Genomic DNA, 23,105 nt, shown 5'->3' on the forward strand with positions numbered 1-23,105 from the left:
TCCTTTTAGTTTTGGAAATACAGTTCGTATTCCCGCCAATCGATGGCGTGTTCGCGTAACGCTTTTTTTAAGAATTTATGGTCCCGTTTCGGTGTCGCTGAAATATATCCTTTGACGACCAATTCGGACGTCATCTCGGTTGCCCGTTCTTCCAGTGCAAACTGCCCGATCCGTCCCGCGATTTTCCGACGTGCGACATCCCGAAAAGCAGCCGGGACAGGCATGACGAGTGCGTTTAATAAATCAAGTGTTTCATCCGTCCATAAATGGCGGGTCTGGTCGATGTATTCATCTTCCCAGTCCATCATCGATTTGCCGTCTTCTTTCGGAAGTTTCTTAAGGAACTTCCGGAACATGAAGAAACCGCCAATCGCCATCAATGTGATCATGATAAAGCCCCAGAGCAAAATTCCGTTCATGAACCATGCCATCCGTGACTCATCCCCCTTTCAACATCACTTATACATTAGCATAATTTTTTTTGTCGTGCTATGATAAATGACGGAGAAAGTGAGGCGGAACGATGTTACAACCTTATGTACAACTTGACGAGTCCGGACGGCCTCAAAAAGGGCTCTTGCCGGAGACGGCGGACGGACGTGTCGTCGAATTTTATTATGATACGAACGGAGCGGACATCACGGTTGTCTTCGTGACGATTCCTGCTCAGGACGCAAGCCGCAAGCGGGCATTCACGGTCGGAAAAACGTTTAAGACGATTTCGACGCTCGAAGACTTCACGTTGGTCCGATACGATTTGACCGATCATAAAATCCTCGCGACACTAGAGATGTTCGCAGATGGATCGAAGCGTCAAATTGATGCTTCGAGATTGCTCGACTATTAAAAAAGAAGGAGACGCGGATCGCCGCGACTCCTTCTTTTTAATGTTGAATGGAAATTCTGTCGTCCTCGATCGAGGCGGTCCCGCCAATCGGGAAAGTGAACAGCGGCATCGTATGGCCGAAGTCCGCGCCGGAAATGACCGGAATCGACGCGAGGGCAGGGTACAGCCTGACCAGATAACGGAGGTGTTCGTCCGTCATCTGTGTCGCAAGCTGAAAACGACCGAACACGATCCCGCGGATTTGATCGGCTCCCGGTTGCGCCATCAAGGAGGCGAAGTCACGGGCAAAAGTTGCCGGATGGACCTCGTAATCATCTTCAAGGAACAGAATACTGTCGCGTAAATCCGGGAAGTATGTTGTTCCTTGCAGAAGGTTCAACGTACAAAGATTCCCGCCGAGCAGACGTCCGTTGCCGGAGCCTTTTGAGAGAATGACGGGTCCGGGGTTCGGAAGCGTTACCTCTTTTCCTTCGTGCTGATCATGCCAATTGACACTCGGCTGGACCTGAGTCGTTCCGATTTCGAACAACACCTGTTCGAATGACTGTAATGTATAGGCATCGCGGGAGGCAAGGGCACGTAACATCGGTCCCGAGTAGGTGACGAGTCCGCTTTTCGTCAAAAGGGCATGACTGAGCGCTGTAATATCGGAAAAACCGCAGAGAATCTTCGGATTATTCCGGATTAAATCGTAATCCAGTCCGTCGAGCAATTCATTGGAACTGAACCCGCCGCGGACACATAAAATTGCATCGATCGACGGATCGGCGAATGCAGTATGGAGATCATCCAGTCGGCATGCCGGATCACTCGAACCGAACGGATTCAATGCCCGGGCATGCTGACTGATCGAGACCCGTAAGCCAAACGATTCCAAAACCGTGATCGCCTGATCAAGAATCCTTGACTCGACCGTAGCAAGACTTGACGCCGGTGCGAGCAGACGAACATGCGAACCGTTCGCCAGACGCTTCGGGACAATGACGGGGATTTGCTGTTCGATGCATTCAATCCGGTTGCCGAACGGATCATTTGTGAAAAAACGGCGACGTGGTGCGAGACGATCATCAAACTGAACCGGGTATCCGGCAGTCTGCAAGCGATTTGCCAAGTCATCCAGATGCGAAAAGGTCAGACCGGGATGTGCTTTTGTGGCAGGATGAAACGGCTCTTCGATACCGAGGTGAAGTGCGGCGCCATGTGATTCAAACCAGACACCACCACTTGCGTTGACGCCGGACGGTTTGTCAACTTCCTTCATATGTAAAAGCCCGGCATAAAAAGCCCGAGCCTGTTCTTCCGAGTTTCTTGGGGCAGCTAACTGTACATGATCTAACATTCCGACACGTCCTCTCAAGAAAATTAAACGATGAATTCCGTGACCCGTTTGAGTTCCCGTTCGACGAAATTCAAATAAAAATGTCCGTCAATCCGTCGATCCAGCTCCTGGGCGACTTCGTAAATATTGGAACGCAGTACTCCGAGATAGGCCACTTCGGCATGACGCGCAGCACGGTAGGACGCTGCGTAGTGGGCGAGCAGGAATTGCAGGTAACCACGGTCCGTCAATAATGGAATCAACTGTTTTTTCTCTTCCATCGACCAGACGTACTTGTCGTCGTAATACATGGCGGCATAGAGGTGGTACGGTTCATCGCCGCCTGTAAAGAGCGGTTTAACCCTTTTGACTTCTTGGATCAATCGTTCCGTCCAATCAAACCGGTCTTTCTTCCGGCTGATGAATAACGGAAGGATAAACGGATGGGCCTGATCGGGCATACGCGAACAGCCACGCTCATGGCGGATGGCAGCATACAGTAACAAGGCCCGGTCTTCATAACCGCGTTCAATCGCATAAGTCATCCGGCTGAAACCTTCACAAGACGGGCAGTCACTTAATTCATCGGACGGAGCGTCAATCCATTCGGAAAGATAGTGGTCCGCTTGTTCCTCGTCACCGAGTTTGCTGTAAATCATAAAGCCGATATAATCCCGTGTCCGGGCAAAGCCGTGAGCGTCACAAAAATCAACGAACCGGTCAAAATCTTCTTCTAACAAGGCAACGGGCATATCTTCCTGTTCAGCTGCATAAATTAAATAGGATTTATAATTCCAGTACAAGTCAAGTTCCTGTTTAGGGGTTAATGTCAATTCATCTTTTCGGACCCAATCCATCAAAAGGGAAAAGGAAACTAAAAAAGAGCGGAAGTGACCCAAATCGAATTGGTTTTGAGAAAACGTCCATAAGGCAAGGGGACGGAGTGTCGCATCAGTCGTGTCTTCAAAAATGGTCCAAAGTGATTCACCACGTTCGAGTGACGGATCTGCCTCTTTTAAGCGGAGATATAAAGTGTTGAGTTCTTCGTGAGGGTTCATCTGTACCCCTCCTTTCTTATATAAGTATACCACGCACGGATTCAGATGACGTCACGGATGTCTGTCGACAAAAAAATGATTCCGCCCACGATTAGTCGCGGCTCGGAATCATTTCAAGGATTTGTCGATGTGTAGAATTCGTTGGATGAAGTAAATCATTTATCGTGTAACTGTTCAAGACTTGATGAAACGCAGCAATCGCGTCATCAAAAGCGTCGCGTGCAGGGTCTAAAGAAGGGAGTTCAGATGTCCCTTCGAGTGGATCTAAAAAATGGGTTGTTGGTTCAAACAGTTGCACTACGTCACCGATATAAATTTCATCCGGCGGGCTTGCCAAACGGAATCCGCCACCTCGACCTCGAACAGAATGAATTAATCCATTTTGTCCTAAACGATAGACGACTTTCATCAGATGATTTTTTGAAATGTCGTAACAGTCCGCTACTTCCTGAATTCGGACCAATCGATCAGCGTTTGCCCCGGCAAATAACAGGGATCTGATTGCATAATCCGTATAACGTGTCATGCGCATTTTCATCACCTACTTAACTACACATGTTAGAGAAGTTAAATAGAAAGTACAAGTTTGAATGTGCATATCTAAAGATGCATTTTAGAGATTGAATTTAAAGAAAAGGTCGGGCATAATATACGAGGAAAGGTAGGTCATGTCATGCATTTTGATCAGGCATTACACCTGTTACAATCGATCGGACCCCAAGTGGATCAAAACGGCTTACGGATTGCCAGCCGTTTTTATAAACAGTTGGAAAATAAGTATAGCGCAGAACTGCAGGAAATAGGAAGTCTCGAGCTTCCATCGCAAAGCTTTGAGCTCCGGATCCTCCGGTTAGCTCAACTAATGAAACATGTCACGCATCAACACGAATCCAGTGAACTGTTTAAAATGGTCTTATTAAATGAAATCAAGCAAACAAAATCTTTTATCCTGACCTATCCGGATATCGTCAGTACCGAGATTGTCGATGCGGTCAGAGTGGAGCTTGGATTGTCACCGACGGATCCGGTACTCGAAGCCTGGCGGATTGTCCATCATCAATTAGTCGAGACGTGTCGCCATTTTTGCAAATATAAGCAACAGGGTGACTGGTCTCGTCTTGGTGTCCTGCTCGTCGCGGAAGGGCATCATCTGGGTGCCATCATCGATGAGGCGCAGTATGCGCTGATGAGTGGACGGACAACGACAATTTTACATGTCCGGTCAACAAAACCATCTTCAAAGAAAATGTTGTCAAATCTTAATTTACTCACGAAACAGGGCTTAATTTTTCACAGCATTCAGAATGAGGGATGGGACGAAGAAATCGAAAGTTTCCTGGAACTCATTTCAATAGACGATCCAATCGTTTTCGTCAGCGGCTCGAGTCGATTCATTGCCGAAGTACAACGAACGTTAGAACCTCTGCCCGTTATATTTGGTCCATTTGTTGCGGACGGTGTGTTGCCATCTTGATGGTGTTCGGAAATCGAGTCTGTCTTTGGGAACATTCGAAGCAGAAGTCATTTCCCACATTAGCTGTTTCGGATTCAGGAATTCTTTGAATGTATAATCAGTTTTCTCTCAGATAGGAACAGACCACCTATTTTGTCAAACGATCAGGAGGCAATAACGTGTCAGGGAGGTGAATGGGGCTTTTGTCATATAAACATGCGTATAGGAGTCATCAAACGTAATCAAGGCAGAGACAAGATGAGCCCGGATATGGCGACAAGAATGGCTTCGTCGTTGTGGTGTAATCAATTCGTCCCGATTGGAATCGAAGTCCAATAACAGTTGGAGCGGTTGCTCCGTAAAAATCGTAACCTGACAGCGGATTCCGAAGCGTTGATAGTAATCGAAGATGCACTGGCGAACGGATAGCGCTCTTTCATGGGTAATCATCTGCATCGTCTCTCCCTTAACCCGGAACTGAAGCATCGCGATTCCTACGTTAATGTCACGATCCTGACACTCCCACCACTGACACTGAAGCAGTGGGCTTCCTGTCCTCAAATTCTGTGAGAAACCTTCTACCTTTAAACATAACACAGGTAGGGGAGTTCGATTCCTGCTGTGGAGAGTAAATATCTCCACGGAAAACTTGTAAAATAAATACTACTATTTAATTATCAATACCCTTTCTCCTCCTCGAATATCACATAGGACAAAATTCCTTATTAAATCATATACATACGAAAACCCCAAACCGGATACTTTTGACGAGTGTCTGGTTTGGGGTTTCTATCTAATTTAGGCGAGAGTACTCCCACTTCTAAACGAAGTGAAAGTGGGAGGTGAATCGCCCCCCTCCCTTTCGGGTATAAACCTTTCAAGGAGGTGAAAATCATGTTGAAGCATAAGGCCTACAAATTCAGAATCTACCCAACAAAAGAGCAGGAAATCCTGATCGCGAAGACCATTGGTTGCTCGCGCTTCATCTTCAACTACTTCTTATCGAAGTGGGATGAGACGTATAAAACGACAGGCAAAGGACTGTCTTACGGTTCTTGTTCGAAAGAAATCCCAATGCTGAAGCAAGAGTTCGACTGGCTGAAAGAAGTCGATAGCCATTCGCTTCAATCGAGCGTCAAACACCTGACCGATGCGTATGACCGCTTCTTCAACAAGCAGAACGAACGGCCTCGATTCAAATCGAAGCGCCATCCCGTCCAATCCTACAAGACCAATATCGAAAAGAAGAACCAGCTGCCCGAGGTCTCGATCGTCGGCAACAAGCTCAAACTCCCGAAGTTGAAGTGGGTGCGTTTTGCCAACTCGAGGCAGGTAGTAGGACGAATCTTGAACGCCACGATCCGACGTAACGCTTCAGGAAAATACTTCGTCTCCCTGCTCGTCGAGCAGGAGATCCACGAACTGCCGAAGACTGGTTCATCCGTCGGCGTAGACGTCGGGTTGAAGAACTTTGCCATCTTGTCAGACGGCACAGTATACCAAAACGACCGCTACTTCCGTTCGCTCGAGAAGAAGCTCGCACGCGAGCAACGCAAGCTCTCTCGTCGGCAGCGCATGGCTTTGGACAAGAAAGTGAAACTTTCTGAGTCGAAGAACTACCAGAAGCAGAAACGAAAGGTCGCCCGCATCCAAGAAAAGATTGTAAACAAGCGAACCGACTTCTTGCACAAGGTATCCACCGAGATCGTCAAAAACCACGACGTCATCGGAATCGAGACCTTGCAGGTGAAAAACATGCAGAAGAACCGCAAGTTGAGCAAGTCCATCTCGGACGTCAGCTGGTCAGCGTTCTTCCGCATGTTGGAGTACAAGGCGGGCTGGTATGGGAAGACCGTCGTGAAGGTTGGCAAGACCTTTGCTTCCAGCCAACTCTGCTCCAGTTGCGGCCATCAACACAAAGACGTGAAACATCTTGGCTTGCGTGAATGGACATGTCCGAATTGCGGGATCCACCACGAACGAGATGTGAACGCAGGACTGAATCTCAAACAAGAAGCAGAACGCCTCTTAGCTTCTTCAACCGTCAGGACGACGGGGTTAGCCTGATCAGGTTCCGACCGTTAGGTTGGATCACTCAGGAATCCTCCACCTCTAAGCAAAGCGTAGGTGGAGGTAGTTCAAATTAAATGAGTAAAAAAATCTACTTTAATTTATGCGGATTGAGACAACCGTTTCGCGCGTTGGATCGAGCGGTCAAGCGCGAGATAAACAAGTCCGGACAAACAACAGGCGACACCGACACCGGCAAGCGCGTATTGTCCGTTCCCGGAGTCAAGGAACAGGGATCCGAGGAGCGGCGCCGTGACTCCACCAATCAGCCACTGGATACTGGCGGCACCGTTATACGTTCCGCGCAAGTGTTCCGGGGCGATCAAAGCGATGAATGTCATCTGGACCGGTGACATGATCATCTCACCGAGTGTATAGAGGGCGTAGATGACCAGTAAAATCGTCACGAGCACGATATAGCCGGTTCCAAGCGAAAACAGATACGACGGGATGAACGCAAGTAATATCATTCCGAGTCCGAAAATTGATGCGCCGAGCAACATGACTTTGCCGAATGCTTTACCGGACAAGCGGGCGGCGACCGGGAACTGGAACAGGACGACCATGATGCCGTTCAGTCCCATCAGGTACGGGAACGGATTTTTATCGTTTGGCAGTCCCGGCAAGGCTTCTTTCAGGAAAACCGGCAGCATGCTTTCGACGAGGGCGAAGCCCATTGAGATGAAAACGCCGGCTGCAATGAAAATCACGAAAACATGATCTTTCCGCAGGACGGTGAAAGCCGACAGCTTTGGTTCGTCGTGCGTGTGTTCGATCTGTTCCGGTTTGGTTTCCTGGATGAAAACTAACAAGACGAGGGCATACAGGAAAAAGACGGCGGCAGCGGCGTAAAAGATCAGCGACCGGTCGATGAACAGGACGGCACTTCCGATCAACGGTCCGAACGCAGCTCCGACATTATGTCCCATCCGGAGCAACCCGAATGATTCATTAAGCCGTTCCGGCGGTGTGACATCGGCGACCATCGCGCTTGCTGCCGGGTGGAACAAGGAATTCGTCAGACCGAGCAAGGCATTCATCAATAATAACGGCCAAAACGAATCAGCGAACGAAAAGCCGATCAACGCGATGACATCCCCGACGATCGAGATGACCATCAGCGGTTTACGTCCGTACAGGTCGGCGAGATAGCCGCCAAGGAACGAACCGAACAGGGACGTGATTGGACCGGTCGCCATGATGAGGCCGACTAAAAAATACGAATCAAGCTGTTCGGAATAGTACAGAACAAGAAATGGTGCAATCATGAACATCATGACGCCGGTAATCGTTTCCCCGACGAACCGGATCCAGATGTTACGGTCAAGCTGTTTTAGTGCAGTAAACATAAACAAAACCCCTTATATTTCCGTTTTTAGACCATAAAAAAGACGGATACGCACAAATATGGGCATACCCGTCCTGATATAAGAGGGCAGCATGTACGTATACGCATACGTACACCCTGCTTAATTGAAAATTAAACGATTGGGTGACGTACAGTTGTAGCCAATACGTGAATCGGTTGTTGCTGATTAAATGATTGTGACATTGTACGTCTCCTCCTTCTTGTAATAGTAACTTCCTCGTCATCGTATAGAAGAAAGCGCGGAGTTGTCAATATGAAATCTGAAAATTGAGTCAATAAAGTGAAATGGACGAGACTGCGAAAATTCGGTATGATAGACTAGTTGCGAAAAAGTATCTGTATCGAGGTTGAATATATAGGTGAAAGGAATTACCACACATGACAAAATTACTTCAAACCGAAGTCGAGAAACGCCGGATCTTCGGTATCATCTCCCACCCGGATGCCGGGAAAACGACGTTAACCGAAAAATTCCTGCTCCACGGGGGCGCCATCCGAGAAGCCGGATCCGTCAAAGCACGGAAAAACTCAAAATTTGCGAAATCCGACTGGATGGAGATCGAAAAACAACGGGGAATCTCCGTTACGTCTTCCGTCATGCAGTTCGAATATGACAAAAAAATCGTCTCGATCATGGATACACCGGGTCACTCCGATTTCGGGGAAGACACGTACCGGATCCTGACAGCCGTCGACTCGGCGATCATGGTCATCGATGCCGCGAAAGGGATCGAGTCCCAAACGAAGAAACTGTTCCAGGTCTGCCGGATGCGTGGTATTCCGATCTTTACGTTCATCAACAAGATGGACCGTCAAGCACGTGACCCGCTCGAATTGATGGAAGAGCTCGAAGAAGTCCTCGGGATTCCGTCGGTTGCTGTTACATGGCCTGCAGGATCAGGACAACAGTTCGAAGGTGTCTACGACCGTGTCAACGAGAAGTTCCACTGCTTTAAAAACGATCGTCTGACGATTGATCTCGGCGAAGAAGGACTCGCAAACGATCAGTTAGCCTCAACGATCAACAATGAAATGTACGACACGTTAGTCGACGAAGTTGATTTACTCGACGGAGCCGGCAATGAATACAATGAAGAATTGATTGCGAAAGGTGAATTGACTCCGGTCTTCTTCGGTTCTGCCTTAGTCGACTTCGGGATCACACCGTTGCTTGAGCATTATCTCAACTTGTCACCGTCACCGACTCCGCGTGAGTCGAACAAAGGACAAATCGAGCCGGCACAAGATTTCTTCAGCGGTTTTGTCTTCAAAATCCAAGCAAACATGAACCCGAATCACCGTGACCGGATCGCGTTCGTCCGGATTTGTACCGGTAAGTTCGACCGTGGGATGGAAGTCGTCCTGACGCGGACCGGCAAAAAGATGAAGCTGTCGCAATCGACACAGTTCATGGCAGATGAGCGGGAAACGGTCAACGAAGCGTTTGCCGGCGATGTCATCGGTCTGTACGATTCCGGCAACTACCAAATCGGCGATACAATCACGAACGGTGATCCGAGCCTGCAGTACGAGGCCTTGCCGACGTTCGCACCGGAATTGTTCCTGAAAGTCTTCACGAAAAATGCCCTAAAATCAAAACAGTTCCAAAAAGGCGTCGAACAGCTTGCACAAGAGGGAGCGATTCAAGTCTACAAGACGGAATATAACGAGATCATCCTCGGCGCAATCGGACAACTTCAATTCGAAGTCTTCGAACACCGTCTCAAAGGGGAATACGGCGTTGATATCTTAAAAGATGCGGCAAACTTCCAGGTCGCGAAGTGGGTCAAAGTGACAGAAATCAGTGAAGTCAAGAAATTGACGGATTCACGGACTGTCCTCGTCTACGACCGCTGGGAAAACCCGGTTCTCTTGTTTGCAAATGATTTCGTCTACGAACGATTCGTTCAGAAAAACGACGGTGTCATCACACTCGTTGATTCACCACAATTACTCAAAGACTAATCTGTTAAAACGTATCTTCCGGTTCACTGGAAGATACGTTTTTTTCGTTTTGAGATCCGAAAAGAAGGGTAAAAATTGGAGTCTGTAAATTCATATCTCTGTGAGAGGAATGGTGTTGACGATGGCGAAAAAATTTATCGGCATTTTTCATGATGAATCGAGTTTACATCAAAAAATGCAAGCACTAAAACAGCAAGGACATAAGGATTCTGATTTTTCATTAGTGGGACGGGACGATGCAACAGATGAGACATCTGGTGCGTCCTGGATCGATCAAGTCAAATCGAAGTTCAGCCATGAGCCGCCGCTTCGGGAAACACTAAAGCGGGTCGGTCATTCCGATGATGAAGCGGAACGCCATTACCAGGAAGTCGAGCGGGGAGGAATCGCATTGTTCGCAAAAGACCGGCACGATGAACATGACCATACACATGATCACAATCACGACCATGATCACGACCATTTACATGATCATTCTAACGATGAGAACGACCGTCACGGCGGGAAAGTCGCAAATCCGGGCATCAATGATTATGAATCAGATCGTACAGATGATCATGACAAGAGTGACCGTTCAAAATGGAAGGCTGACGATGTAGATTAATCGAACTGGACGTGAAGCTGAGTTTTTCAGCTTTGCGTCCTTTTTTGTGAAAGTGAAGTTTGTTCATTACCGTTTTGAAAATCACCGGTGCTATACTGAACGTATCAAAGAGGTGAAGAAAAATGAAAAAAACAGTAGCAGCATTAGCCGGACTCGGTGTCCTGGGAGCGGTCTTCATGACCCGTTATCCGTTATTCGGTCGCCGGCCGTCAAAAGCAGATCAACAGCAGTATACGCGTTCGCGTCAGTTTTCGAACGGGAAGTTTCAAAATGAATTACCGTTCCAACTGAAGATGGAATGGGAGACGATGAAAAGTATTTTAAAAGATTACGGTCGGGCATTACCGTCGTTAAAGCCGGTCAAGCCGTTACCGGTCGTACCGTTTGAACGACGGACGGACGGAACCGAGCCGCGCGTAACCTGGTTTGGTCACTCGGCGTTCCTCCTTGAACTGGATCATCAGACGATTTTCTTTGATCCGATGCTCGGACGTGCCCCGTCACCGTTCCCGAAACTCGGGGGCGGACGGTTCCAGACGACGTCACAGGTCGATCTTGACGCCTTACCGCCGATTGATCTCGTCATCTATTCACATGACCATTATGATCACTTGGATTATCATTCGGTCCTGGCGTTAAAAGATCGGGTCGGTCAATTCATCGTCCCGCTTGGTATCGCGAGTCGTCTGAAAGGCTGGGGTGTCGATCCGGCCCGGATTACGGAACTCGATTGGCATGAATCGTTTGAGACGAACGGTCTCCGCCTGACGGCAACACCGGCCCGGCACTACTCGGGTCGCAACGGGCTCGATCAATTTTCGACGCTTTGGGCGTCATGGGTGATTGAGGGCTCGAAAAAAATCTTCTTCAGCGGCGACAGCGGGTATGGTCCTCACTTTAAAGCCATTGGGGAACAATATGGTCCGTTTGATTTAACGATCATGGAATGCGGACAATACGACACCCGTTGGTCGAGTTCGCATATGTTGCCGGAACAGACGCTCGCCGCGCATCTCGATGTCAAAGGGGACGTGATGATTCCCGTCCACTGGTCGGCGTTTACGCTGGCGTTTCATCCGTGGTTCGAACCGGTTGAACGCGTCCTGAAGGAAGCAGCGAAACACGACGTACCGGTCGTGACCCCGATGATTGGTGAAAGTGTTACGGCTACGAGCCAGACGCGTAAATGGTGGCGCGAGGTACGATAAAGTAATCCTCGTCTTCTTTTCCTGTAGGAGTCATGGGAAGAAGCCGAGTGTAACGAACTACTTTTATATGATTTCAAACACAAAATCCCCACTCTGTCGCGTTTTGCGAGAAAGTGGGGATTTTACGTTGACTACAGATTAACTGGCAAGTCGTTCTGATTGAGCTTCACGTCGTGAACGGAAACGTTCGATGACTTCAAACCCGAGCACAAGCATCGTGCCGATCAATAAGCCGTTACTGAAGAACGGACGTAACGTCAGTGGCAGGATTTCCGCCAAAACCGTCGATTGCAACAGAATGCTGATTCCGATGACGGCACAAATCGCAAAGGCATGCTTCCGGCGACTGGTCGTCATGCTGCTTTCAGCCGACTGCCAGGCAATCAGGAACATATGCGGTAACGTCGCAAGCAAAGCGGCGCTGGCGACACTGCGCGGCAACGTCGCAATGATGCCGATGATGCTCGGGAAAAACCCGACCAGAGCGATGACAAGTGAGGCAATCAAAAACGGACGGCGTTCCTTACTTCCCGTCTGAGCGATGAAACCACTTGTGATCGGCAACGGGACCGGAACGAGCGTCGAGAACGTCGCCGCGATCAAGTGAATGATCCCTTCGACCGTCAGCCCCTGATTCAAGGCCCCTTTTTTCTGAATCGTCGCTTCGACGGCGCTTAACGCGGCAATCAAGTTGACGATCAAAAGAATCGCAAACGGAATCGCAACCAAAAAGGCACTGCCGTCAAATTGCGGCATTCCGAACGGTAAGGCGGTCGGAACGGCGAAGACACCGGACGCTTCCGGTAACGACGGACGGCTGACCAACCAGCCGACGACTATGCCGATCATCAAAGCGAACGGCCGGAGGCGGGTCGGACCAAATTGACTGAGTCCGAGGACAAGCAGGAATGTCAAAATGCCGGCAAGACGTGTTGCTTCGACGGCGAGAACGGCACCAAGCATGACGCCGGTCAGTTGAATACATAATAAAAGCAAAAACGTTCCGCTGACGAGCGGCGTAAAGACCGGTAATAAAAAGCGGGTCCATCCCGTCAACCCGAGGAAAATCAAGACAACGCCGGCAATGACGACAGCGGCCATCGCAATCGTGAAGGCCGTCTTTGAATCGACCGGCAACGCGGCGATGACGACAAAGATGCTGACCCATGAACCGGCAGGACCGGACACGATCGGTAAACGGTGACCGAACAATCCATGGAGAAAACAGGCAATTCCTCCGACAAAGAAGGAGCGTTGGACAAGTGCGGCCGTCTCGACACTCGAGAGATCAAACAGGCTCGCGACGACGATTGGTAAGGCAATCGTATTGGCTAATAAGAAAATAATCCACTGGACCGTGGACGTCGTACGTTTCACAAAAATCGTCTCCTTTAAAAATCGCTGATTTCAGCATCGTATCATATGATTGATGTTATGATTCATACATATTTATGACTGAAAACATATGAAAGAGATGATGAATATGGATTTACGCCAATATCGGTATTTTTGCGCGGTCGTCGAAGAACAATCCGTCACACGGGCGGCGGAACGACTGCGGATGGCACAGCCTGCGTTGACCCAACAAATTCGAAAGATGGAAGAGTTGCTTGGTGTACGGCTGATTGAACGGGCGGGACGCGGTATCCGGATCACGGCCAGCGGTGAGCGGCTGTATGAACGGGCCGTCTCGTTGTTGCGGTATGAAGCGGAAACCCGGATTGAAGTCAGTGACATCAAGGAAGGACGGACCGGCATCTTACGGATCGGCGTCAATACGTTGTCCGCCGGTCGATTGACGGGATGGGTGCAAGAGATGAAACGACGACATCCCCGGATCACGCTGCAAATTCATCAGGGCGAGTCCGCTGCCTTGATTGATCGTTTGAAGGATCATGCGATTGACGTGGCACTCGTCCGGCTGCCGATTGAGGCACAAGGTGTCACGATCGAATGGATGGAAGAAGAACCGTTTTATCAGATTCATCATCCTGATTTTCCGGATGCCGACGTCATCATTCCGAGTCAGGAAGGACTTGGTGTCTTTCAGACGCTCAGCCAGCAGTTCGGGGTCGTCTCGCAGGAAACCTGTTCCGACGTCTTGACCTTGATTGGACTTGTCCGCAGTGGACAAGCAGTGACACTGTTACCGGAAAGTACGCTCCGCGAGCTCGACATGACGGGACTGGTGCGGGAACGGTTACCGGACGCGACGAGTACGACGGCTCTTGTCTGGTTGACGGAAGATGGTCAATCGGCGCTGACCCAACAATGGGTCTCGATTGTCCACGAGTAAGAACGAATTGTTAAAAAAGGGATTTTATAGGATACTTGAAGAAGAGACAGGAAGGTAAGGGGGAGGATGAAATGAAGACGATTCGCGGAAAATACGGCGAAGCGAAGATTTTTACACACAATGTCGATGACATGACGATTGAACAGGTGACAGGGATGCTGAATGAAAACATTGCTGTCGATGGCAATGTCCGCATCATGCCCGATTGTCACGCCGGCAAGGGCTCGGTCATCGGCACGACGATGCGGATTCACGATAAGGTGGTTCCGAATCTCGTCGGTGTCGACATCGGCTGTGGGATGTTATGTACACAAATCAACCGTGAAGGAACAGCTAGCGTCGATTATGAGAAGTTGGATGCTGCGATTCAGGAACTGGTTCCGAGCGGCATGTCCGTCCGCAATCAGCCGCACCGGTTGTCGGAACAGATTCCGTTTGATCAAGTATTGGCACCGTTCAACGAAACGCGGGCCCGATTGTCGATTGGTACGTTAGGCGGCGGGAATCATTTCATCGAATTGAATACAGACGAGGAAAACAATCTCTACCTCGTGATTCATTCCGGCAGTCGGAATCTCGGAAAAACGATTGCCGAACATTATCAAAAGCTGGCGGAAAGCTCACAATTCACCGTCGATACGGCGTCGATCGTCGCCTCACTGAAAGATCAGGGACGGGAACAGGACATTCAAACAACGTTGGTCGAGCTGAAGAGTCAATTTAATGAAACGAATAAAGATTTAGCGTACGTGTCCGGTCCTGATATGGACAACTACCTGCACGACTTAAAAATCGCTCAAAACTACGCGGCACTGAACCGTCAAGCGATGACGGACGTCATTGTTGAAGCGATGGGCTGGTCGGTCACGGAACAGTTCGATACGATCCATAACTACATTGATCTCGAGCAGATGATTCTCCGGAAAGGTGCGATTTCGGCGCAAGCCGGTGAAGTCGCCATCATTCCAATGAACATGCGCGACGGTTCACTGATCGTCAAAGGAAAAGGCAATCCGGACTGGAACTATTCGGCACCACACGGGGCAGGACGGATCATGTCCCGTTCGAAAGCCTTTAAATCCGTTGATCTGAAAGAGTTTGAAGCGACGATGCAGGACGTCTGGTCGAGTTCGGTCGTCGAATCGACACGTGATGAGTCACCATTCGTCTATAAGCCGATGGAGGAAATCATCCGGAACACAATGGATACGGTCGAATTACTCAAAGTCATCAAGCCGCTCTATAACTTTAAGGCGAAGTAAAACGATAACTCTTGAAGGTAATTGAAAGAAAGTATATTTTTTACTTTAAAAGGTTAATAATAGCTTTTTTTGTTACGACGAATTGTAATATTAAGTGCAACACCTAGCTGAAAACACAAAAAAAACCCATAACGGCCTCGTGTAGAATAGAGTTACCACACAAAATTCAACGGAGGATTCGTTATGAGCTATATTCATCTTACCATATCAGAAAGAGTCAAAATAGAGACGTATCTCGAGCTAGGTTTCTCTGTCCGAAAGATTGCGGGACGCCTGGGGCGTCAACCTTCTACGATTTCACGAGAATTGAAACGAAATCCTCATTACGATTCTTCTCATGCTGACCAGCGTTATGTGGAGCGAAAGAAGAAGTGCGGTGCACGTACGAAGTTTACGCTCGAAAAAGGAATCTGCATCCTCGAAAAATTACGGGAGACGTGGTCCCCTGAACAAATTGCCGGACGATTATTCCAAGAAGAAGGACTCTCGTTCAAGACAATTTATCGTTGGATTTATAGTGGCCTCGTCGAGGCCGATTCTGGACTTCTTCGGCAAAAGGGAAAGCGTCAGAAACCACGTGAGACGCGCGGACGCTTCAACGTCGGACTGCCAATCAGTAAACGTCCGTCCGACGTCAAAGGGCGTCAAACGTTTGGACATTGGGAGCTTGATACTGTTGTATCGGGTAGAGGAACGTCAAAAGCCTGTGTCGCAACGTTCGTCGAGCGAAAGAGTCGTTTTTATCTCGCTGTACCGATGGAAAATCGGTCCGCTCAATCGATGGAGTCTGCGATTCAAGCATTACATCTTTCCTTCCCGTTGGGAACGTTCCAAACTGCGACGACAGATCGTGGAAAAGAGTTTAGCTGTCATGAACGAATTCGTGACACGTTAGGCTTACCCATGTATTTTGCAGATCCGTATTCTTCTTGGCAGCGTGGTAGTAACGAGAACGCCAATGGTCTTCTCCGTGAATTTTTCCCGAAGGGGACAGATTTCGGAAAGGTCAGTCGTTCTGAAATCGCTCAAGCGCTCGCCTGGATTAATGGGAGACCACGAAAATGTCTTAACTGGAAAACTGCATACGAGGTCTTCACGGAAGAAGTGTTGCACTTAATTTGACAAACCGTCGTGTCGAAAACCGTTCCGTTGCTTTTGAAGCCCCTTCCTCAATGACCTGATAACCGCCATCCGGATATGGTGTAATATGCTGATTCGCCATGAATTCACTTCCTTTTTAGTGGATCGTTTTATTCTGCTTCTATACTTGTTACCCTTAACTAAAAGTCTTCATTCGTTTGAAGACAGTTTTTACCCCATCGAGACCTGTTCACTTAGCAGTACACGACAACCACCCAGAGAGGAGGATTCACATGAAGTTACACGATTATTTACAGACCCAATTTGACAATCCAGACGTACTAAAAGAATCGTTCGCGGAGCGTTCACTTACACTAAGTCTCGACTTGGAAAAAGAACTTTACCAAATACAACATAATTCAGACGAACTGAATATGGCGTATTTCGAGAAGGTCTATCAAAAATCCCTCACCTTATTTGAAGACCTGTTTCAGGAAGACGACCGTCTATATCTCGTTATACGTGTCAGAAAAGACCGCCATTCTCCTCCGGCGAAAAGTACGGAGATTTTTGAGCGCTATCTCAAAAATAACAAGAATCGATACACGATTGAGTTTGAAAAAAAGAATGTCAGCGACGAGGAAGTCATTATTCAATACGCCCGCTTGTTACCGAACAGACAGGTCATTTATTATACAAAGTTGCTTAAAGCAATCTGTAATCAGGACTTTCCTGAGTTGTATCCCCGCTTTAAATCGAGACAGACGTACTATCCTGAAATCTTTTTTGTGCATGCCGATCAAGATATCATCTTGCATATTTTTGACGACCGGGGCTGTTTTATCTTAACTAACAATGAAACGAGATTTAAGCTTCTAAAAGAAAAATATAAATCTGATCTCTCTGAAGGATATTTACTTTTAAACGAACAGTCCGATTAACAGATCGGAACAGTATGCTTGTTGGAATATAAAACAACTGGTTTTCATAACTGACTATCAACAGAATTATTTAGTATCGCTAAACGAAAAAATCCGGTGTCCCCTTTTTAAAGGAATCACCGGACCTAACACAATTCGCTTACATTTGTTTATTTCTTCGCTCATGCCCCATAACCCAACCGTGCAATAACATTCCAATGATTCCCCATAAGATCATTACTAATCCGATAAGTGTCAAAACTACTTTCAAAAATGGAATCATTTCCGTATTTGACAAAAAACGCATGAATACGATACCAGCTACCGTTAAAATCAATAAAAAATTAAAATTCTTTACCATTTCATTTCACTCCATCTCAAGAAATAAGTTTATTCGACCGATTTTTTTGTTTCAAGCAACTCTTGTTTTTGCGCTTGTTGTTTCACGTCTTCGTTCCACCAGCCATTAATAAAAAAAGTACATCCAACAATCAGTGCACCAATCGGGAAATATTTCAGATAATAGTCATCGAGCGACTCACCGGCAAAGTCCGGCGAAAGCTCGATGTAGGCACTGAACAGTTGAACGATAAAGAACAAGAAAAAGCTGACAATCAAAGCCCATGTACCGTAACGATAATTTGGATTCTTCAACATGTTTATTCCTCCTGTATTGAGTTATTTTAATCTGATTTCGCCGTCACCGGCCGTCCCTTCACCTGTATCATCACGGACGATATAGTCGATGTCATAGACACCTGCCGGAATGACACCGGCTTTGACTTTTCTCTTCAGCGTCACCGTTGTATGCGGTTGAACTTCCTTCGACAACCGTTTCGGCTCCACTTCTTCGTACGAGTCGTAGACGACTTTTTGCGTATCGTGCTTGCGGACCTTGACATTGAGCAGATGACCGGCCCGGGAGACGACTTTTACCGGATAATCACCTCTGTTCGTCAGTTTGTATTCAAATACAAATCCGTCTTTGATGCTTCCTGTATAGCCGGTTTCGACCGACTGACTGCTCGGTTTCATGTCGAGGGACATACACCCGGCTAAACTGAATAACAATGGGATAATCAGTAGTTTTTTCATTTCCATTCCTCCTTTAGCATGCATTTCAAAAGAGTGGATGAAATGAAAGTGTTCCTTGAACGTAATGCTTTGCTTACTTCCAACCCGGTAACGGACGTGGTAACTGGTTCGCGAAGGCCCGGTAGCCGTCATAACTGAGCCCTTGTTTTTGCGGGCTTTCATTTATAATTAATGAGTCGCCTGTTTCTTCTTCATTTTCCCAAAATCGAGATTCTGTCTGAAAAACATTAATTAATGAATAATGATATTGTCGATCAGACAACCGGTTACGGACATCCTCAATTAGCTTGTTAAAATGGGATCCGCCTTCATAACGCGACATCAACCGTTCTTTCCCAGACTTCCCTTCGTAGATCGAAACGGTATATTCGTAATCTGAATCAGTTTTTGAGATCGGATATTCGATTTCGACCCGAACGGAATCGACGAATTTGATCGGCAGCGGTGGCTTGACGTCTTCTTTCGGAGGATCTCCGTCAACGAAATAATTGTCCTTTTCAATGCTGAAGTCTTTAAATTCCCAAAACACGTCCCCTTGAGCAATGATCGAATACTCAAGGAACGTGCCGAAGTTTTGACCAATCGGATTGGCCTCCTCGGTTGATAACTCATGGAACACCCAATACATATAGGGTGTATCCTCCGTTTTCGCAAACTCCCGGTTAATCAACAGGTACCCTTCATTGATTTCCCCAATCACCCAGTAATGGTCGAAGTCTTCATGAATCAATTCATATTCAATCGCTTCATTCGTCGCTTCAATCACCTGGTCCAGTGAATGCAAGACCAGCCCCAAACCATCATCGAGAATAAACAGATTCGCTCCATCATGCAGTTCAAGGAACGTTTGGTATTCGCTCGGCAGTTTTTGATTAAATTCGGCTTCGAATGCCGCAAGCGATGCTGCCGTCACCGGTTCCGGGAGATTAAATTTCGCCTGCCCGATTTCATTGTACTTCCGTTGAATGAACGTTGAACCATGACTGATTTTCTGCTGAAGCCCGCCGAGTACTGCTGCGATTTGATTCATATCATTCTCTCCCTGTCATGCTTTTTCCCAGCCCGGTAACGGACGCGGCAAATCATTCACAAAGGCTTGATACCCGTCATACTGCATGATTTGGGTTTGCGGATGTTCGACGCGTTTCGCGATCTGTTCACCGGATGCATCTTCACTTTCCCAAAGCGGTGCTTCTTTCTGAAATACTGTGATTTCTGTAAAATGGAACCGTAGTTCTTTCAAAGTACTCACAAGAGAACGATGCACCTGTTTCATCGTATCGTAGTCAGATCTCCACCATAAATCAGGTTTTCCATTTTCATATGTATAGAAAGAAACAATAAAACCTCCCCGACGGTAAATCGGATACTCAATTTCAATCCGGACCCGTTCCTCGGACGCAATAGATACACCCGCCTGCACTTGCTCCGTCTCTTCTTCGACGTAGTAATCGTCTTCCCGGACATCGAAAATATTGAATTCCCAGTACATATCACCTTGCGCGATGATCGACCGTTCGAGAAATGTCCCGAAGTTTTGACCAATGGCATCGGTGTCTTCAGTTGACCCTTCATGATACTTCCAGTACATGTAAGGTGTATTTTCTGTTTTCGCATGCTCCGTATGAATCAGAAGATACCCTTCGTTCACTTCACCGATGATCCAGTAATGATCATAATCTTCATCAATCAGACCGTCTTCCTTTGCTTCAATCGTCTTTTCGATCACTTCCTCAAGCGGATACAAGACTAGCCCCTCGTCACCTAACATAAACAGTTTCGCTCCGTCATGCAGTTCGAGAAATGTCTGGTATTCGCTTGGTAACGGTTGCTTGAACTCGGTTTGGAACGCTTGAAGTGTTTCCGGTTTAACCGGTTTTGGCAGATGGAACGTAGCCTGGCCGATTGAATTGTAACTGCGCTGGATGAACGTCGATCCATGGCTGATTTTTTGTTTGAGTCCGTCAAGGACAACTGCGATTTGATTCATTGAATCCACCCTCTTAATTCTCTATGTATGAGCCGCCCTGCCTCATCTTCCTTTAGTCTACCATTTTACCAATAATTTGGGTGATCCTAACTTCCTGTTTCTGTGGTATTCTTTTTCTAATCGACGAATTGTAATATTAAGTGCAACACCTAGCTGAAAACACAAAAAAAACCCATAACGGCCTCGTGTAGAATAGAGTTACCACACAAAATTCAACGGAGGATTCGTTATGAGCTATATTCATCTTACCATATCAGAAAGAGTCAAAATAGAGACGTATCTCGAGCTAGGTTTCTCTGTCCGAAAGATTGCGGGACGCCTGGGGCGTCAACCTTCTACGATTTCACGAGAATTGAAACGAAATCCTCATTACGATTCTTCTCATGCTGACCAGCGTTATGTGGAGCGAAAGAAGAAGTGCGGTGCACGTACGAAGTTTACGCTCGAAAAAGGAATCTGCATCCTCGAAAAATTACGGGAGACGTGGTCCCCTGAACAAATTGCCGGACGATTATTCCAAGAAGAAGGACTCTCGTTCAAGACAATTTATCGTTGGATTTATAGTGGCCTCGTCGAGGCCGATTCTGGACTTCTTCGGCAAAAGGGAAAGCGTCAGAAACCACGTGAGACGCGCGGACGCTTCAACGTCGGACTGCCAATCAGTAAACGTCCGTCCGACGTCAAAGGGCGTCAAACGTTTGGACATTGGGAGCTTGATACTGTTGTATCGGGTAGAGGAACGTCAAAAGCCTGTGTCGCAACGTTCGTCGAGCGAAAGAGTCGTTTTTATCTCGCTGTACCGATGGAAAATCGGTCCGCTCAATCGATGGAGTCTGCGATTCAAGCATTACATCTTTCCTTCCCGTTGGGAACGTTCCAAACTGCGACGACAGATCGTGGAAAAGAGTTTAGCTGTCATGAACGAATTCGTGACACGTTAGGCTTACCCATGTATTTTGCAGATCCGTATTCTTCTTGGCAGCGTGGTAGTAACGAGAACGCCAATGGTCTTCTCCGTGAATTTTTCCCGAAGGGGACAGATTTCGGAAAGGTCAGTCGTTCTGAAATCGCTCAAGCGCTCGCCTGGATTAATGGGAGACCACGAAAATGTCTTAACTGGAAAACTGCATACGAGGTCTTCACGGAAGAAGTGTTGCACTTAATTTGACAAACCGTCTTACGATAAAAGATATTGATAAGCAGGGAGTGAATTAAATGAAAAAAATTTTTATCGTTTTTGTGTCGATGTTCATTTTAGGAATGTCATACACGCACACGAGTGCGAAATCTTCTTCTAAAAATATTCCGATTTGTATCGACCCAGGACATCAAAGTAAGCAGAACTTAGAAAAAGAACCTGTTGCTCCGAATTCCAAAGTAATGAAAGCTAAGGTCACATCTGGAACGATCGGAGTTAAAACAAAACTTCCGGAATATAAGTTGAATTTAGAAGTTGCATTAAAATTAAAGAAGGAATTACTTAAGAAAAATTATAAAGTATATATGACTAGAGAATCGCATAACGTGAACATAAGTAACGCGGAACGCGCAAAATACTGTAATTCAAAAAAAGTCAAATTGACTGTCAGAATTCATGCTGATGGTAGTACTGATCGTAAAGTAGAGGGGATTTCTGTTCTCTATCCAAATAGTAAGTCAACAGTTTCAATTAATTCTCAAAGTAAAAAAAGTGCATCACTCATGTTAAAAAGTTTAATTGATACGACGAAAGCTAAAAAAAGTTATGGAACTGGATTAGTTCCAAGAACAGATTTGACTGGATTCAATTGGTCCACTACTCCGGTTATTTTAGTAGAAATGGGATTCATGTCTAATGTCTCCGAGGATCAAAAATTATCATCAAGTAGTTATCAAAAAAAATTAGTAGATGGAATGATAAAAGGAATTGATAGTTCATTAAAGTGAACAAATGACACGTTTAGGTTTTTATATATGTACACCAAAGTAATTTGATGCATCAAGCTACTTTGGTGATTTTTTTATGGAGAATATCTACTTTTAAGACTATCTGAAAATAAACTGATGACTGTCTTGATCGCAAATACCTGTCGTGAATCCGGCTTTTAGAAGCACGGATTGCGAGGCGTGATTTTCAAGCTCGGTATAGGCGCAAACCTGTGAGACCTTCATGTCCTGGAGTCCGAACCGGGTAACTGTTTTAACGGCTTCTGTCATATAGCCGTAACCCCGAAAGTCCGGTTTTAATACATATCCAATTTCGGCGATGTTATTTTGATAGCCTCTACAAAAACAGCAGTTCCCGATGAATTCGCCAGTCGACTTTAAATACAGTCCCCACGTAATGCCGTCCCCGTTGAGGTAATCGAGGGCAATCTGACTCAAAATCCGGATGACATCCCGGCTGTTCTGTGCCTGATGACCATCATAGACCGTAATTTCAATCATGTGGTTCGCTTCGCTTAACCGGATTTCTCTTAAGAGGAGCCGTTCGCTCGTCAGTTCAGGAAAAACGTCAAAGTAGTATTTTTCTTTCACGGGGCATGCCTCCTTGAATGTGCTTCTTACCTCAAGTGTACGTTATCCGATCC

26 protein-coding genes are annotated in these 23,105 nt (G+C 47.0%); 12 read left to right on the top strand and 14 right to left on the bottom strand.

Going from position 1 to position 23,105, the window contains the following annotated elements; all coding sequences use genetic code 11:
- Nucleotides 1–5: 5 nt before the first annotated feature.
- Entirely contained in the window at nucleotides 6–431 is a 426-nt protein-coding gene (locus EXIG_RS05855; protein ID WP_012370008.1) for a DUF2621 family protein, read from the bottom strand.
- 92 nt (nucleotides 432–523) lie between these two features.
- On the opposite strand from EXIG_RS05855, the gene EXIG_RS05860 reads away from it, so the two are divergent.
- On the top strand, nucleotides 524–847 hold the full coding sequence (locus EXIG_RS05860) for a hypothetical protein (protein ID WP_012370009.1): 324 nt from the start codon (nucleotides 524–526) through the stop codon (nucleotides 845–847).
- A gap of 37 nt (nucleotides 848–884) precedes the next feature.
- On the opposite strand, the gene EXIG_RS05865 is transcribed toward EXIG_RS05860, so the two are convergent.
- From EXIG_RS05865 to EXIG_RS05875, 3 genes are all read right to left on the bottom strand, one after another.
- On the bottom strand, nucleotides 885–2,186 hold the full coding sequence (locus EXIG_RS05865) for a VOC family protein (protein ID WP_012370010.1): 1,302 nt from the start codon (nucleotides 2,184–2,186) through the stop codon (nucleotides 885–887).
- 23 nt (nucleotides 2,187–2,209) lie between these two features.
- On the bottom strand, nucleotides 2,210–3,223 hold the full coding sequence (locus EXIG_RS05870) for a hypothetical protein (protein ID WP_012370011.1): 1,014 nt from the start codon (nucleotides 3,221–3,223) through the stop codon (nucleotides 2,210–2,212).
- A 91-nt stretch (nucleotides 3,224–3,314) separates the two neighbouring features.
- Nucleotides 3,315–3,749, bottom strand: coding sequence for an RrF2 family transcriptional regulator (locus EXIG_RS05875; RefSeq protein WP_234944584.1), 435 nt, complete (start codon nucleotides 3,747–3,749; stop codon nucleotides 3,315–3,317).
- Between the two features lie 147 nt (nucleotides 3,750–3,896).
- Between EXIG_RS05875 and EXIG_RS05880 the strand changes: the two genes are divergently transcribed.
- Nucleotides 3,897–4,697, top strand: coding sequence for a hypothetical protein (locus EXIG_RS05880; protein ID WP_012370013.1), 801 nt, complete (start codon nucleotides 3,897–3,899; stop codon nucleotides 4,695–4,697).
- Nucleotides 4,698–4,832: 135 nt separating this feature from the next.
- On the opposite strand, the gene EXIG_RS05885 is transcribed toward EXIG_RS05880, so the two are convergent.
- Entirely contained in the window at nucleotides 4,833–5,126 is a 294-nt protein-coding gene (locus EXIG_RS05885) for a hypothetical protein (RefSeq protein WP_148206600.1), read from the bottom strand.
- A gap of 444 nt (nucleotides 5,127–5,570) precedes the next feature.
- Here EXIG_RS05885 and tnpB point away from each other — a divergent pair, with 444 nt between their 5' ends.
- Nucleotides 5,571–6,743, top strand: a complete 1,173-nt coding sequence (gene tnpB, locus EXIG_RS05890; protein WP_012370015.1) for an IS200/IS605 family element RNA-guided endonuclease TnpB — start codon at nucleotides 5,571–5,573, stop codon at nucleotides 6,741–6,743.
- A gap of 104 nt (nucleotides 6,744–6,847) precedes the next feature.
- Here the strand turns inward: tnpB and EXIG_RS05895 are convergent, their stop codons facing one another.
- Nucleotides 6,848–8,095, bottom strand: coding sequence for an MDR family MFS transporter (locus EXIG_RS05895; protein WP_012370016.1), 1,248 nt, complete (start codon nucleotides 8,093–8,095; stop codon nucleotides 6,848–6,850).
- 398 nt (nucleotides 8,096–8,493) lie between these two features.
- On the opposite strand from EXIG_RS05895, the gene EXIG_RS05900 reads away from it, so the two are divergent.
- From EXIG_RS05900 to EXIG_RS05910, 3 genes are all read left to right on the top strand, one after another.
- Nucleotides 8,494–10,080 carry a peptide chain release factor 3 gene (locus EXIG_RS05900; RefSeq protein WP_012370017.1) on the top strand — a complete coding sequence of 529 codons (1,587 nt, stop codon included), beginning with the start codon at nucleotides 8,494–8,496 and terminating at the stop codon, nucleotides 10,078–10,080.
- 121 nt (nucleotides 10,081–10,201) lie between these two features.
- Nucleotides 10,202–10,684: a general stress protein gene (locus EXIG_RS05905; protein ID WP_234944585.1), complete on the top strand. Its 483-nt coding sequence runs from the start codon at nucleotides 10,202–10,204 to the stop codon at nucleotides 10,682–10,684.
- Nucleotides 10,685–10,806: 122 nt separating this feature from the next.
- The gene (locus EXIG_RS05910) at nucleotides 10,807–11,892 is read left to right on the top strand and encodes an MBL fold metallo-hydrolase (RefSeq protein ID WP_012370019.1); all 1,086 of its coding nucleotides are present in this window, start codon (nucleotides 10,807–10,809) and stop codon (nucleotides 11,890–11,892) included.
- Between the two features lie 138 nt (nucleotides 11,893–12,030).
- On the opposite strand, the gene EXIG_RS05915 is transcribed toward EXIG_RS05910, so the two are convergent.
- Entirely contained in the window at nucleotides 12,031–13,269 is a 1,239-nt protein-coding gene (locus EXIG_RS05915; protein ID WP_012370020.1) for a purine/pyrimidine permease, read from the bottom strand.
- 106 nt (nucleotides 13,270–13,375) lie between these two features.
- On the opposite strand from EXIG_RS05915, the gene EXIG_RS05920 reads away from it, so the two are divergent.
- The 3 genes from EXIG_RS05920 to EXIG_RS05930 all read left to right on the top strand — a co-directional run bounded on the left by EXIG_RS05920 (nucleotide 13,376) and on the right by EXIG_RS05930 (nucleotide 16,572).
- Nucleotides 13,376–14,188: a LysR family transcriptional regulator gene (locus tag EXIG_RS05920; protein WP_012370021.1), complete on the top strand. Its 813-nt coding sequence runs from the start codon at nucleotides 13,376–13,378 to the stop codon at nucleotides 14,186–14,188.
- 71 nt (nucleotides 14,189–14,259) lie between these two features.
- Nucleotides 14,260–15,450, top strand: a complete 1,191-nt coding sequence (locus EXIG_RS05925; RefSeq protein WP_012370022.1) for an RtcB family protein — start codon at nucleotides 14,260–14,262, stop codon at nucleotides 15,448–15,450.
- 183 nt (nucleotides 15,451–15,633) lie between these two features.
- The gene (locus tag EXIG_RS05930; RefSeq protein ID WP_012369167.1) at nucleotides 15,634–16,572 is read left to right on the top strand and encodes an IS30 family transposase; all 939 of its coding nucleotides are present in this window, start codon (nucleotides 15,634–15,636) and stop codon (nucleotides 16,570–16,572) included.
- Here the strand turns inward: EXIG_RS05930 and EXIG_RS15700 are convergent.
- Nucleotides 16,544–16,672: a DUF2188 domain-containing protein gene (locus EXIG_RS15700; RefSeq protein WP_012370023.1), complete on the bottom strand. Its 129-nt coding sequence runs from the start codon at nucleotides 16,670–16,672 to the stop codon at nucleotides 16,544–16,546. The genes EXIG_RS05930 and EXIG_RS15700 overlap by 29 nt on opposite strands.
- 151 nt (nucleotides 16,673–16,823) lie before the next feature.
- On the opposite strand from EXIG_RS15700, the gene EXIG_RS05935 reads away from it, so the two are divergent.
- On the top strand, nucleotides 16,824–17,471 hold the full coding sequence (locus EXIG_RS05935) for a DUF3885 domain-containing protein (RefSeq protein ID WP_012370024.1): 648 nt from the start codon (nucleotides 16,824–16,826) through the stop codon (nucleotides 17,469–17,471).
- A gap of 139 nt (nucleotides 17,472–17,610) precedes the next feature.
- On the opposite strand, the gene EXIG_RS05940 is transcribed toward EXIG_RS05935, so the two are convergent.
- From EXIG_RS05940 to EXIG_RS05960, 5 genes are all read right to left on the bottom strand, one after another.
- Nucleotides 17,611–17,811 carry a hypothetical protein gene (locus EXIG_RS05940; protein ID WP_012370025.1) on the bottom strand — a complete coding sequence of 67 codons (201 nt, stop codon included), beginning with the start codon at nucleotides 17,809–17,811 and terminating at the stop codon, nucleotides 17,611–17,613.
- 29 nt (nucleotides 17,812–17,840) lie between these two features.
- Nucleotides 17,841–18,107, bottom strand: coding sequence for a hypothetical protein (locus EXIG_RS05945; protein WP_012370026.1), 267 nt, complete (start codon nucleotides 18,105–18,107; stop codon nucleotides 17,841–17,843).
- Nucleotides 18,108–18,128: 21 nt separating this feature from the next.
- Nucleotides 18,129–18,545: a hypothetical protein gene (locus EXIG_RS05950; protein WP_012370027.1), complete on the bottom strand. Its 417-nt coding sequence runs from the start codon at nucleotides 18,543–18,545 to the stop codon at nucleotides 18,129–18,131.
- A 73-nt stretch (nucleotides 18,546–18,618) separates the two neighbouring features.
- Nucleotides 18,619–19,575: an SMI1/KNR4 family protein gene (locus EXIG_RS05955; protein ID WP_012370028.1), complete on the bottom strand. Its 957-nt coding sequence runs from the start codon at nucleotides 19,573–19,575 to the stop codon at nucleotides 18,619–18,621.
- Between the two features lie 15 nt (nucleotides 19,576–19,590).
- Nucleotides 19,591–20,535: an SMI1/KNR4 family protein gene (locus EXIG_RS05960; RefSeq protein ID WP_012370029.1), complete on the bottom strand. Its 945-nt coding sequence runs from the start codon at nucleotides 20,533–20,535 to the stop codon at nucleotides 19,591–19,593.
- A gap of 229 nt (nucleotides 20,536–20,764) precedes the next feature.
- Here EXIG_RS05960 and EXIG_RS05965 point away from each other — a divergent pair, with 229 nt between their 5' ends.
- Together EXIG_RS05965 and EXIG_RS05970 are read left to right on the top strand one after the other, a co-directional pair.
- Nucleotides 20,765–21,703: an IS30 family transposase gene (locus EXIG_RS05965; protein WP_012369167.1), complete on the top strand. Its 939-nt coding sequence runs from the start codon at nucleotides 20,765–20,767 to the stop codon at nucleotides 21,701–21,703.
- A gap of 47 nt (nucleotides 21,704–21,750) precedes the next feature.
- Nucleotides 21,751–22,461 (top strand): N-acetylmuramoyl-L-alanine amidase, encoded by a 711-nt coding sequence (locus tag EXIG_RS05970; RefSeq protein ID WP_012370030.1) that lies wholly within the window; start codon nucleotides 21,751–21,753, stop codon nucleotides 22,459–22,461.
- Nucleotides 22,462–22,560: 99 nt separating this feature from the next.
- Here the strand turns inward: EXIG_RS05970 and EXIG_RS05975 are convergent, their stop codons facing one another.
- Nucleotides 22,561–23,052: a GNAT family N-acetyltransferase gene (locus EXIG_RS05975; RefSeq protein ID WP_012370031.1), complete on the bottom strand. Its 492-nt coding sequence runs from the start codon at nucleotides 23,050–23,052 to the stop codon at nucleotides 22,561–22,563.
- Nucleotides 23,053–23,105: the final 53 nt, after the last annotated feature.

Source organism: Exiguobacterium artemiae 255-15 (assembly GCF_000019905.1).
In the GTDB taxonomy this organism is placed as follows: domain Bacteria; phylum Bacillota; class Bacilli; order Exiguobacteriales; family Exiguobacteriaceae; genus Exiguobacterium_A; species Exiguobacterium_A artemiae.